This is a genomic window from Jiella soli (assembly GCF_020615385.1).
Taxonomy (GTDB): domain Bacteria; phylum Pseudomonadota; class Alphaproteobacteria; order Rhizobiales; family Rhizobiaceae; genus VKMB-3413.
Genome location: NZ_JAJAVB010000004.1, coordinates 61,969 through 75,132, shown reverse-complemented (window position 1 = coordinate 75,132; position 13,164 = coordinate 61,969). Strand labels below are relative to the sequence as shown.

General features: G+C 67.0%; 6 protein-coding genes. 2 read left to right on the top strand and 4 right to left on the bottom strand.

The window, feature by feature from the left end:
• Positions 1–108 precede the first annotated feature (108 nt).
• Positions 109–1,122 (top strand): non-homologous end joining protein Ku, encoded by a 1,014-nt coding sequence (gene ku, locus LH400_RS03845; protein WP_229151338.1) that lies wholly within the window; start codon positions 109–111, stop codon positions 1,120–1,122.
• 14 nt (positions 1,123–1,136) lie between these two features.
• The gene (ligD, locus tag LH400_RS03840) at positions 1,137–3,851 is read left to right on the top strand and encodes a DNA ligase D (RefSeq protein WP_229151337.1); all 2,715 of its coding nucleotides are present in this window, start codon (positions 1,137–1,139) and stop codon (positions 3,849–3,851) included.
• 27 nt (positions 3,852–3,878) lie between these two features.
• Here the strand turns inward: ligD and LH400_RS03835 are convergent, their stop codons facing one another.
• The 4 genes from LH400_RS03835 to LH400_RS03820 all read right to left on the bottom strand — a co-directional run bounded on the left by LH400_RS03835 (position 3,879) and on the right by LH400_RS03820 (position 13,095).
• Positions 3,879–5,570 (bottom strand): mechanosensitive ion channel family protein, encoded by a 1,692-nt coding sequence (locus LH400_RS03835; protein WP_229151336.1) that lies wholly within the window; start codon positions 5,568–5,570, stop codon positions 3,879–3,881.
• A 265-nt stretch (positions 5,571–5,835) separates the two neighbouring features.
• Positions 5,836–8,541: a bifunctional acetate--CoA ligase family protein/GNAT family N-acetyltransferase gene (locus LH400_RS03830; protein WP_229151335.1), complete on the bottom strand. Its 2,706-nt coding sequence runs from the start codon at positions 8,539–8,541 to the stop codon at positions 5,836–5,838.
• Between the two features lie 105 nt (positions 8,542–8,646).
• A complete protein-coding gene (locus LH400_RS03825) occupies positions 8,647–9,720 on the bottom strand; it encodes an NAD(P)-dependent alcohol dehydrogenase (RefSeq protein WP_229151334.1) in 1,074 nt (357 codons plus the stop codon).
• Between the two features lie 237 nt (positions 9,721–9,957).
• Entirely contained in the window at positions 9,958–13,095 is a 3,138-nt protein-coding gene (locus LH400_RS03820) for an efflux RND transporter permease subunit (protein WP_229151333.1), read from the bottom strand.
• Positions 13,096–13,164: the final 69 nt, after the last annotated feature.

Here is a 13,164-nt window from a genome sequence, read left to right as displayed (position 1 = left end):
TGACTCGGCTTTTCCGAGGGAACGACTCCGCCGAGGCGCCGTTTGTGACCAAGTTGCGGCAGTCTTCCGGGCAGGATCACCCTGCCCGAATGTGTCAGGAGTTGAGGAATGGCGCCACGGCCCGTCTGGAAGGGACAGATCCGTCTGTCGCTGGTCTCGATCCCGGTCGAGATGTACACGGCGACGAGTTCGTCCGAGACGATCAGCTTCCGGCAGATCCACCGCGAAACCGGCAAGCGCATCCACTACGACAAGGTCGTGGAGGGAATCGGCCCCGTCGACAAGGACGACATCGTCAAGGGCTACGAGATCGCCAAGGACGAATATGTCATCCTCTCCGACGAGGAGATCGAGGACGTCAAGCTGGAGACGAAGAAGACGCTGGAGCTCGTCCAGTTCGTCGATTCCTGCTCGATCCCGCCGCTCTATTTCGACAAGCCCTATTATGTCGTGCCGCAGGACGAACTCGCCGAAGACGCCTTTCGCGTGGTGCGCGACGCGCTGCGACAGTCGCAGAAGACCGGGCTCGGCCAGCTGGCGCTGCGCGGCAAGGAGTATCTCGTCGCCGTGCGCCCCTGCGGCTCGGGCCTTCTCCTCGAAACCCTCCATTACGAGAACGAGGTGAGAAAAGCCGATTCGCTCTTCTCCGAGATTTCCGAGGACGAGGCCGACGAGGATCTTCTCGCCGTCGCCTCCCAGTTGATCGAGAAGAAGACCTCGGACTTCAACGCCTCGAACTACAAGAACCATTATACGGCGGCGCTGAAGGAGCTGATCGCGGAGAAGCGCAAGAGCGGCGGCAAGGCGATCACCCGTAGCGAGGATGACGAGGCGCCGCGTCAGACGAAGGGCAACGTCGTCGACCTGATGGCGACGCTGAAGAAGAGCCTGGAGACCGGCGGCGCGAAGGACGATACGGACGCCGACAGCGGCAAGTCCGCGAAGAAGGGGGCGGGCACGAGCAGCCGGCGCACCAAGTCCTCCAGCACCTCTGCGTCGCGCTCCAAGACCGCAAGCTCGAAATCCTCGGCCTCCGGATCGAAGTCCTCGTCCTCCGCGAAGTCCGGAAGCGGCAAGGCGGCACCGTCGAAGTCGGCCAGCCGAAGCCGCAAGAGCGCCTGACCCGAGGCCCTGCGATGACCGGGAAATCCGCCAATCAGACGAAGGCCCGCGCGGGCGGCGAGACGCTGCTGAAGACCTACCGGGAGAAGCGCGACTTCTCGCGGACCCGGGAGCCGGCCGGCGGCGGCGAAGCCACGCCGTTCGGCGAGGGGCTGTATTTCTGCGTCCAGAAGCACGACGCGACGCGGCTCCACTACGACTTCCGCATCGAATGGGACGGCGTCCTGAAGAGCTGGGCGGTCACCAAGGGCCCCAGCCTCGACCCGGCCGACAAGCGCCTCGCCGTCAGGACCGAAGACCACCCGATGGAATACGGGGACTTCGAGGGCACGATCCCGCAGAAGGAATATGGCGGCGGCACCGTGATGCTGTGGGACCGCGGCACCTGGGAGCCCCGCGAGGACCCTGTGGCGGGGTTTAAGAAGGGCAGCCTGAAGATGGACCTTCACGGCGAGCGCATGCACGGCCATTGGGCGCTCGTCCGGATGAAGCCGCGCGGCAAGGAAAAGCGCGAGAATTGGCTCCTGATCAAGGAGAAGGACGAGGAGGCCCATCCCGGCGAGGGCGAGGACATCCTCAAGGCGGACAGGAGCGTGAAGACCGGCCGCGCCATGGCGGAGATCGCCGTGGCGAAGGACGATGTCTGGGACGATACGCGCGCACCCGGCGAGACGGAAACGGCCGCGCCCCAGACAAAGCCGAAGGCCGAGCCCAAGCGATCCCGCGCCGGGAAGGAGCCGGCCGGCACCAAGGCGAAGACGCCATCCTCCGCTGCGAAGACCGCCAAGCGCGACGCCGGCGGCAAGGCGCTGCCGCTGCCGCGCTTTCATCCGCCGCAGCTCGCCACCCTCGTCGACGCGGCGCCGGAGGGGCGTGAATGGCTGCACGAGATGAAGTATGACGGCTACCGCGTCGTCATCGCGGCCGGCGGCGGCGATGTTCGCTGCTACACCCGCAACGGCCTCGACTGGACGGAGAAGTTCGGCCCCATCTCCGAGGCCGCGAAGGGCCTCCCCTGCCGCTCGGCTCTGATCGACGGCGAGATCGTCGCCTTCGACGACAACGGCAAGACCGACTTCTCGACCCTCCAGCAGCATCTTTCCGAGGGTGGGCCCCTTACCTGCTTCTGCTTCGACCTCATGGCGCTCGACGGCGAGGATCTGACGTCGCAGCCGCTGACCGAACGCAAAGCCGCGCTGAAGGCGCTTCTCGGCGAGGCGAAATCGGAGACGCTTCTCTACAGCGAACACGTCACCAGCAACGGCCCGGCGGTGTTCTCGCAGATCTGCGCGTCCGGGCATGAAGGCATCGTGTCGAAACGGGCCGACGTACCCTATCGCTCCGGCCGGTCGAAGAGCTGGCTGAAGGTGAAGTGCTCCAGGCGCCAGGAATTCGTCATCGGAGGCTTCAGGCCCTCCGACAAGCGCGGCCGGCCGTTCTCCTCGATCCTTATCGGCGTGATGGAGGGCGGCGACCTCGTCTATCGCGGCCGCGTCGGCTCCGGCTTCGACGAGGCGCGGATGGACGAACTGGCCGCCAGGTTCGACGGGCTCGCCCGCAAGACCTCGCCCTTCGCGTCAATCCCACCGGACGTTCGGCGCCAGGCGCGTTTCGTGACGCCCTCCCTCGTCGCCGAGGTGGAGTTCGCGGAGCTGACCGCCGACGGCCATGTCCGACACGGCGTCTTCAAGGGCCTGCGCGAGGACAAGGGAGCGAACGAGGTGACGGACGAGACGCCGCAGCCGAAGGACGGAAAGACGGCCGACGCGAGGGGACCGGCGAAAGCGCAGCCGGGCGGCGGGTCACGCGGCAGGAGCGCCAAGGGCGGCAAGGGCGGCGACCCCGTCGAGATCGCCGGCATCCGCATCACCCATCCGGACCGGATCGTCTTCGAAGGCCAGGGCGTCACCAAGGGCGATCTCGCCCGCTATTACGAGGAAGTGGCGGAGCGCATGCTGGTTCACGCCGGCGACCGGCCGGTCTCGCTGGTGCGCTGCCCGGACGGCCCGGCCAAGCATTGCTTCTTCCAGAAGCACGACAGCGGCGGGTTCCCCGATGCGGTCAAGACCGTCACGATCGCAGAGAAGGAAGGCGGAACCGCCGAATACCTGACCATGCCGAGCGCCGCGGCGCTCGTCGGCGCAGTGCAGATGTCGACCCTCGAATTCCACATCTGGGGCGCGCGCAACGATCGGCTGGAAAGGCCGGACCGGCTGGTGTTTGACCTCGACCCGGACGAGGGTCTGGCCTTTTCCGACGTCAAGGCGGCGGCAACCGACCTGCGGGACGCGCTGGCCCATCTCGGCCTCGAAACCTTTCCGATGGTGACCGGGGGCAAGGGTGTCCACATCGTCGCGCCGCTGGAGCGCCGGCAGGGCTGGGACGACCTGAAGGGGTTTGCTCGGGCCTTCGCCCAGCATCTGGCGGCGGAAGAGCCAGGCCGGTTCGTCGCGACGATGTCCAAGGCCAAGCGCAAGGGCAAGATCTTCGTCGACTGGCTGCGCAACGAGCGCGGCTCCACCGCGATCGCCCCCTATTCGACGCGCTCGCGGGCCGGCGCGCCGGTTGCGACGCCGGTCACGTGGGACGAGCTTTCGTCGCTCTCCGCGGCCAACGGCTTCGACATCGACGCGGTGCTGAAGCGGCTGGACGAGGCCGACCCATGGGCCGGCTATGGCGATGTCCGCCAGTCGCTGACGAAGAAGATGCTGGCGGCGATCGGCGCTTAGGCTCGTGGACGCCGCGCGGTCGCGGCCTCAAGTGCCTCCGGCGAACTCGCCGATCAGCATCTCGCGCTCGCGCGGCAGGTAGGCGGGGCGATCGGGGATCTGCTCGGAGCTTTCCGATTCCAGCTTCGCGGCGGCCTTCAGCATCTCCTCGCGCAGGCGGCAGTGCATCCCCCAGGCCGCGACCGGATCCTCGCCCGTCACCATGAAGCGCACGATCATACCCTGCCAGTCCTGGTCGATCACCTGGACCTTCGCCTGGTCCTTGTCGATGACGTCGTCGGCCTCGTCGACGAAGCGCTGAAACGCCTCGCGGAGCCTGTCCACATCGGCCCGGTGGTCGAGATGCAGGACCACCGGCTTGATCAGGGTCGGATCCTGCTTGGTCCAGTTCTCCATCGTGTTCGAGACGAACTCGGCGACCGGCACCATCAGGCGGCGGTTGTCCCAGCTCTTCAGCTGGACATAGGTGAAGTTGATCTTCTCCACATAGCACCAGTCGCCCTTGTAGAGGACGGCGTCGCCGATGCGCGCCGTCTTGGCGAATGCGATCTGCAGGCTCGACATGATATTGGCAAGGATGCTGCGTGCGGCGAAGGCGAAGATCAGTCCGATGACGCCGGCCGAGGCAAGCAATGAGAAACCGAGCATCTGAAAGGCGTTGATCTGGATCAGCACCAGCGCCGTGCCGATCAGGACGGCGAGCACGATGGCAACCCGGCGGGCGGCGGAGATGTTCGTGTAGAGGTTGCGCTGCTCGGCCGCCTCGGCTTCTCCCAGCTCGCGGATGTTGTGCCGGACGACGCGTTCGAGCACCGCGTCGACGATCCGCACCGCGATGAGGGCCAGCGCGATCACGAAGAGCACGGTCTGCAGCGGACCGAGGAAGGCGTTCACCGCACCCGAGAAGGTGAAGAGGAGGCTCCGGACGATCGAGAACGTCCAGACGCAGACGAGCAGAGCCACCGACATCTGGACGGCATCGAGGATTCGGCCGGCGATGCCGAAGCGCTTCCAGCGCTTCAGGCGGCCGATCCCGACATAGGCGAGCGCCGCCGCCACGAGGGCGATGATCAGGACGACGGGCAGCGCGATCACTTCCCACCAGGCGAGCGTCCAGAAGGCGGTCTTCTGCATCCAGGTCGGCAAGGACTGCTCGAACTGCGTCGGCCCGTAATAGGCATACATCTCGTTGATGTTGCCGACCGTCTGGCGCGAGAACAGCCAGACGGGTTCGCCGTTCTCGGGCTTCACGCGGGCGATACGGATCGAGACCGGGCGTTCCGGGAGGTCGATGATCGAGAGCCGGATGCTGCGCCGCGGCTCCCCGGCCATGGGATTCTTGCTCGACGCGTTGGCTTCGAGGGCGTCTGGCCGGTCGGGCAATTCGCCCCAGTCGAGCCACATGGCATGCTGGACGATCTGGTACAGGCGCCGCGCCAGGATTGGACCGAGATCGGCCTGCTGCGCCTTGTCGATGTTGGACAGATCCAGCATATGCGCCGCCGTCTTCCAGGCCTCTGCCTCGGCAGAGAAGAGAAAGCTTTCCATCATCGCCTGCGGCGTCTCGCGATTGACGGAATCGGGCGCCGGTGGGAGGCCCGCATTGATCGTCTTCTCCGAATAGGCCTTCATACCGCCGCCCGAATCCTGGGCAGGCGCCTGACCGGACATCGCGAGGACGAGGAGGATGGCTGCGAGAAGGCGGGGGCCGAGATGCACGGCGGCTCCTGTCTGACTGCTCCTGACGCTGCGTCGGATCGATCGGGGCGTCAGATCGATCGGGGCGTGCGACCTAAGATGGGTCACGGATCGTCATGAAAAGACAGGGCGCAGCGCGATCGCGCTGCTGCCTTCCGCGCCCAGTCGGAAAGCCAAGCAAACGCGGCATGTTAACGACCGGCCGGCAAAACCTTAGCCGACCAGTTAATCTGGGCCGCACCGAACGGCCGCGGAAGCCGGTCGAGGCATTCCTCGTCCCGTCTGCCTACGGAACGACAGCTTCGTTCTGGCCGCCGCCGAACTCCACCGTCACCCGCGCGGTGTCGGCGCCGGCTTCGGCGCCATCCAGATGGAAGCCCAGTTCGCGCGCCATCCGCAGCATGGTCGCATTCTCGCGCAGCACCTCGCCATAGATCCGGGCGAGCCCGCGATTGCGGCCATAGGCAAGGATTTCGTTCATCAGCGCGTAGCCGAGGCCGTGGCCCTTCATGTCCGAGCGCACGAGGACGGCGAACTCCGCTGCCTCGTTCTCGGGGTCGGCCACGAGGCGCACGACGCCGGAAATCGGGCCCTCGCCATAGGAAGAGCCGGGCGCGACGGCGACGAAGGCCATCTCGCGGTCGTAGTCGATCTGCGAGAAGCGCGCCGCGGTCTGGTGCGGGAACACCTTGATCGGCCCCATGAAACGAAGCCGGAGATCATGGTCGGTGCAATGCGCCACCATGTCGGCGAGCGCGAGTTCGTCCTCGGGCCGGATCGGCCGGAGCAGAAAGCGCTCGGCGTCACGGATGGTGATCTCGCGTTCGAGCTCACGCGGATAGGGTCGGATGGCCGGTCCCACCACCCTGGTGCCGTCAGCTCGCAGCGTCACCCGCGCGTCGAGCGCAACCACCCCCTCGGCATCGGCGAGAAGCGGGTTGATGTCGAGTTCGGCCACCTCCGGCAGGAGGACGGCGAGTTCGGCGAGCCGGATGAGGACGTCGGCGATCGGATCGAGCGGCACGGCGGGCACGTCGCGATAGCCCGCAAGCAGTTTGGCGATCTCGGTTTCGCGGATCATCTCGCGGGCAAGGACCGAGTTGAGCGGCGGCAGGCCGATGGCCCGGTCGCCGATCACCTCCGTCGCCTTGCCGCCGCGCCCGAACAGGACGACCGGGCCGAAGGTCGCGTCGGTCGCCAGTCCCGCGATCAACTCGTACGCGTCGGGCCGCGACACCATCCGCTGGACGGTGAAGCCGGTGATCCGGGCCTCGGGCGCCGCGGCCTGCACCGCGTCGCGCATCTCCGCGACAGCGGTCCGCATCGCCGCGGCGGAGGCGATGTCGAGACGCACGCCGCCGACGTCCGACTTGTGGGTGATGTCGGGCGAAACGATCTTCAGCGCCGCGGGTGCGCCGATCTCGCGGAAACGCGCCTCCGCTTCCTCGTCCGTCGTCACGAGGAAGGTCTCGACGGCCGGAATGCCGAAGAGCTTAAGGACGGCCTTGGCCTCCCACTCGCTCAGGGTGCGATGGCCTGCCGCCTTCGCCGCCTCGATGACCTTGCGGGCGCGCTCGACCGCCTCCGGCGCGATCGCGACACCGGCCGTCGGCGTCTCCATCAGGAGTTCCTGGTTGCGGCGATAGCGCACGAGATGGGTGAAGGCACGAACGGCCTTGTCCGGGCTCTCGAAGGTCGGGATCCGTTCGGACGCAAAGAATTGTCGGACCGGAGCAGCGGCGGTTCCGCCAAGCCAGTTGGTGAGCACGGGAAAGCGTGGCCGCTTCGCCTTGGCGGCGATGACGGCCTTGCCGGCCTCCATGACGTCGGCCACTGCGGTCGGGCAGTTGATGACGAGGATCGCGTCGCTCTCGCGGTCCTTCAGCAGAGCCTCCAGCGCGGCACCGTAGCGCGCACCGGTTGCATCGCCGATGATGTCGACGGGATTGCCGTGCGACCAGGTTGGCGGCAGCACCGCGTCCAGCTCCTTGAGCGTCGCCTCGGAGATCGTTGCAAGGGTGCCGCCGCGCGCCTTCAGCGCGTCGACGGCGAGAACGCCAGCGCCGCCGCCATTGGTCAGGATGGTCAGCCGGTCGCCGGTGATGCGGATACCGGTCGAGAGCGTCGACGCCGCCTCGAACAGCTCCTCCAGCTCGCCCACCCGAAGGACGCCAGCGCGGCGGAAGGCACCGTCATAGACCTTGTCGGAGCCCGCAAGCGCGCCGGTATGCGACAGCGCCGCCTTGGCGCCCTCGGCGCTGCGGCCGGCCTTGATCACCACGACCGGCTTCGAGCGGGCGGCGATGCGGGCGGCAGACATGAACTTCTTGGCGAAGGTGATGTTCTCGACATAGAGCAGGATCGAACGGGTCGCCCGGTCGGTCGACAGGAAGTCGAGCATGTCGCCGAAATCGACGTCGCACATGTCGCCCAGCGAGACGACGTGGCTGAAACCGATCCCGCGCTCGTCCGCCCAGTCTAGGATGGCGGTGACGATCGCGCCGGACTGGCTGACGAGGGCGATATCGCCCGCCTTCGGCGACAGATGCGAAAAGCTCCCATTGATGCCGAGCGGCTGCGACAGAATGCCGAGGCAGTTCGGCCCGACGATACGCATCAGATGCGGCCGCGCCGCGTCGAGCATCGCCTGGCGGAGGGTCGCACCATCCCGGGTCTCCCCGAGCCCGGCGGAGATCACCACCGCCGCCCGGCAGCCGCGGGCGGCAAGTTCCCCGACGATGCCGGGCACGGTGGGCGCCGGCGTCGCCACGATGGCAAGGTCCGGCACCAGCGGCAGGGCGGACACCGAGGTGAAGCTCTTTCGCCCCGCGATCGCGGCCTCATGCGGGTTCACCGGCATGATCGGGCCGGAGAACCCGCCCTCGAACAAATTGCGGGCGATCACGTTGCCGACGCTGTGCGGCTCGTTGCTCGCGCCGATCAGCGCGATCGAGCGCGGCGAAAACAGCGCGTCGAAATTCCGGGTGCTCATCTCTTCGTCGTTCCCTCAAGGGTCGCCGCGACCTTCAGGACGGTCCTCCCAAGCCGTCCCGATGGCGCACCCGCTTCGATCAATCGTCTGCCGGGCGTGGAACCGTCACGGCGTGATCGCGACCTTGAGGACGCCGTCGCGCTGATTTGCGAAGAGATCGTAGGCAGCCTCGATCTCTTCCAGCTTGTAACGATGGGTCACAAGCGGCCGCGTGTCGAGCCGCGAGGATTCGATTACCGACATCAGGCGGCGCATGCGTTCCTTGCCGCCGGGGCAGAGCGTGGTCACGATCTTGTTGTCGCCGAGCCCGGCGGAGAAGGGGCCGAGCGGGATCACGAGGTCGGAGGAATAGACGCCGAGCGAGGAGAGCGTTCCGCCCGGGCGCAGGACCCGCAGCGCGCCCTGGAAGGTCTCCTGGCGGCCGAGTGCCTCGATCGCGACGTCGACGCCGCGACCGTCGGTCAGCGCCATGATCTGGTCCACCACGTCGCCCTTGGTGAAGTCGACGACGTGATCGGCGCCCATCTTGCGCGAGATCTCCATGCGGGCCGGCACCGATTCCACCGTGATGATCGTCGTCGCGCCCATCAGCTTGGCGCCGGCCGTGGCGCAGAGACCGATCGGACCCTGGGCGAAGACGGCCACCGTGTCGCCGATCTTCACCGCGCCGCTCTCGGCGCCGGAAAAGCCGGTCGACATGATGTCCGGACACATCAGGACCTGCTCGTCGGTAAGTCCGTCCGGGATCGGCGCAAGATTGGTCATCGCGTCCGGCACCAGGAGATACTCCGCCTGGGCGCCGTCGATCGTATTGCCGAAGCGCCAGCCGCCCATCGGCTTGAAGCCGTGCTTGGTGCCCGCCCCGTCCTGGGAATGACAGCCGCACAGGCAGGCGTTGGAATGGCCGCTCGGCGTGATCGCCCCGGCTATCACCCGCTGGCCTTCGGCATAGCCGCTCACCGCCGAGCCCAGCTTTTCGATCACCCCGACGGGCTCATGGCCGATGGTGAGGCCCCGTTCGACGGGATATTCGCCCTTGAGGATGTGAATGTCGGTGCCGCAGATCGTCGTGGTCGTGATGCGGATCAGGGCGTCGAGCGGACCGACGTCCGGCATCTTCTTGTCTTCCAGCACGATCCGGTTCGGTTCGACGAAGACCGCCGCTTTCATCATGGTCATGGCAGGGCTCTCTCGGATGGCCGACGGCGTACGCCGGGTTTCGATGCCCCGCACCCTCTTCGAACCCGCTCCCACCGGCATTGACCTCGATCAAGCCGTCAGGGCCCCTTGCGATCGGCCGCACCGGCGCGCGGCGCCTCGGCCTGTCGGAGCGGCGCCCGACGAAAAAAAAGGGGCGGATCGGCTGATGTCGCCGTTCCGCCCCCTGCCCAGCCGCTGCCGGTACCCGGTACGCGTCTACTCGGCCGAAACCGGCGCGGCGGAATCCTTCGACACCGCCGGGCGCGCTCCGCGGCCGGCGAACAGGCGGTAGAACAGCGGGATAAAGAAGATCGCGACGAAGGTCGCCACCAGCATGCCACCGATGACGCCCGTGCCGATCGAATGACGCGAGGCGGATCCGGCACCCGTCGAAATCGCCAGCGGCAGGACGCCGAGGATGAAGGCGAGCGAGGTCATGACGATCGGCCGGAACCGGAGCTTCGCCCCGGCAAGCGCCGCATCGAAGGCCGACATGCCCCTATCCCGCTGCAGGACGGCGAACTCGACGATCAGGATCGCGTTCTTGGCGGCTAGGCCGACCAGGGTCACGAGGCCGATCTGGAAGTAGACGTCGTTGTCGAGCCCGCGCAGGTAGATCGCCAGCAGCGCGCCGCCCACCGCGAAGGGAACGGCGAGGAGAACGGCGACCGGCAGCGTCCAGCGCTCGTAGAGCGCGGCAAGGATCAGGAACACCATCAGGATGCCGAAGCCGATCGCGGTGGCGCCGGTGCCGCCGGAAGCGATCTCCTGATAGGCCGAACCCGTCCAGGCGACGTCGTAGCCCTCCGGCAGCGTCTCGGCCGCCGCCGCCTGGATCGCGGCGAGCGCCTGGCCCGAGGAGAAGCCCGGCGCCGGGCCGCCGGAGACCTTGGCCGACTGGAAGCCGTTGAAGCGCTCGATGAGGTCCGGCCCGATCACTCGCTTGACGTTCAGGAGCGAGTCCAGCGGGATCATCGAGCCGTTCGACGCCTGGACATAGACGAAGCGCAGATCCTCCGGCCGCTCGCGGAAATTCGCCTCGGACTGCAGCGTGACCCGGTAGTTGCGGCCGAGCAGCGTGAAGTCGTTCACATAGAGCGAACCGAAGGTCGACTGCATGGTGGAGAAGATCGAGGAGATCGGCACGTTCAGCGCCTTGGCCTTCACCCGGTCGACGTCGATCTTGTACTGCGGCACGTTGGCGACGAAGGTGGTACGCACCCCAGCCAGTTCCGGCCGATTGGATGTCGCCTCGACCAGCTTCTGCGTCGCCTCGATCAGCCCCTGCGAGCCCCGGCCGCGCCGGTCCTGCACGTAGAGCTCGAAGCCACCGGTGGTCGACAGGCCCTGGATCGGCGGCGGGTTGAAGGCGAGCACCATGCCGTCCTTGATGCCGGCGTTCATGCCCATGAAGGCGCCGGTCAGGTTGCGCGCGTCGAGCGAGGGATCGGTGCGCTCGGACCAGTCCTTCAGCGTGATGAAGGCGACGCCTGCGCTCGACTTCTGCGAACCGGACAGGAGGTCGAAGCCGGCGAAGGTGACGACGTCCTTCACCGCCGGATGCTTCATGAGATTGTCGGAGACCCGTTTCATCACCTCCGTCGTGCGCGACAGCGAGGCGGCGGGAGGCAGGATGGCGACGGCGAAGTTGACGCCCTGGTCCTCGTCGGGGACGAGCGAGCCCGGCAGGGTCTGGAACAGATAGACGATCCCGCCGATCAGCCCGGCGAAGAGGACGATGGAAAGGAGCGCCCGCCGCATGATGAAGACGACGCCCGCCCCATAGGCGTCGGTCAGCTTCTCGAAGCCGGCGTTGAACCAACGAAACGGCGCCAGCGGGCGGCTGTGCGACTGGCGCAGGACAACGCCGCACAGCGCCGGCGTCAGCGTCAGCGCCACGATGCCCGAGATCGTCACCGACACGGCGATCGTCACCGCGAACTGCCGGTACATCGTGCCGGCGAGACCGCCCAGGAAGGCGACCGGCACGAACACGGCGCATAGAACGAGCACGATCGCGATCACCGGCCCCGCGACCTCGGTCATCGCCTTGGCCGTCGCCTCCTTCGGCGGCAGCCCCTCGCTCGACATGATCCGCTCGACATTCTCGAGGACGACGATCGCGTCGTCGACGACGATGCCGATGGCGAGCACCAGGCCGAACAGCGTCAAGAGGTTGATGGAGAAGCCGAGCGCGAGGAGCACGCCGAACGTGCCGATGATCGACACGGGAACCGCGATCATCGGGATCAGCGTCGCGCGGAAGCTCTGCAGGAAGACGAAGACGACGACGAAGACCAGGATCATCGCCTCGATGAAGGTCTGGATCACCTCGTCGATCGACGCCTCGATGAACTTCGTCGTGTCGAAGGGAATGGCGTAGCTGATCCCGTTCGGAAACGATTTCGACAATTCGTCCATGCGCGAGCGCACGGCGGCCAGCGTGTCGAGCGCATTCGCGCCCGGCTGCAGGTAGAGGCCGATCGGGACTGTGGGGCTGCCGTCATAGGTGGCGTTGAAGGCGTAGTCCTGCGCGCCGAGTTCGACCCGCGCGACGTCCTTCAGGAGCAGCGACGCCCCGTCGGCGCTCGACCGCAGGATGATGTTCTCGAAGGCCTCGGCGTCCGGCAGACGTCCCTCGGTCGTCACCGAATAGGTGAAGGCGAGATCGGAATTGGTGGGCGGCGCGCCGAACTGGCCGGCGGCGAACTGCGCATTCTGGTCCGAGATCGCGCTGGCGACGTCGGTCGGAGTCAGCCCGTACTGGGCCAGGCGGTCCGGCCGCAGCCAGATGCGCATGGAATAGTCGCGCGCGCCGAAGAGCTGCGCCTGGCCGACGCCCGGCGTACGCTTCAATTCGTCGAGCACGTAGAGCAGCGCGTAGTTCGACACATAGGTCGCATCGTAGCGCGGGTCGTTCGACGTCATCGTCGCGACGGCGAGGATGGACGAATTCTGCTTCGTCACCGTGACGCCGAGACGCTGGACCTCCTGCGGCAGCGAAGCCTGGGCCTGCTGGACGCGGTTGTTGACGTTGATCGTCGCCTGGTCCGGATCGGTGCCCGAGGCGAAGGTGACGGTGATCGTCGCGGTGCCCGACGAGGAGTTCGCGGACTGCATGTAGAGCATGTCCTCGACGCCGTTGATCTGCTGTTCGATCGGCGCCGAAACGGTCTGGGCGATCGTCTCCGCGCTCGCGCCGGGATAGGTCGCCCGGATCTGCACCTGCGGCGGGACGAGTTGCGGGTACTGTTCGATCGGCAGGCTCGTTATCGAGAGCAGCCCGCCGAGCGTGATCAGGATCGAGATGACCGCCGCGAAGATCGGCCGGTCGACGAAGAAGCGTGCATTCATCGGGCCGCGTCCGCCTGCTCGGTCTCACCGCGCGTCGCGCGCCTGGCATCGGCCCCGTCCGGAAGTGCC

Bases quoted from the DNA above. Each gene is read 5' to 3' on its own strand.
- ku (WP_229151338.1), top strand. From the start codon at position 109: ATGGCGCCACGGCCCGTCTGGAAGGGACAGATCCGTCTGTCGCTGGTC.
- ligD (WP_229151337.1), top strand. From the start codon at position 1,137: ATGACCGGGAAATCCGCCAATCAGACGAAGGCCCGCGCGGGCGGCGAG.
- LH400_RS03830 (WP_229151335.1), bottom strand. From the start codon at position 8,541: ATGAGCACCCGGAATTTCGACGCGCTGTTTTCGCCGCGCTCGATCGCG.
- LH400_RS03825 (WP_229151334.1), bottom strand. From the start codon at position 9,720: ATGACCATGATGAAAGCGGCGGTCTTCGTCGAACCGAACCGGATCGTG.
- LH400_RS03820 (WP_229151333.1), bottom strand. From the start codon at position 13,095: ATGAATGCACGCTTCTTCGTCGACCGGCCGATCTTCGCGGCGGTCATC.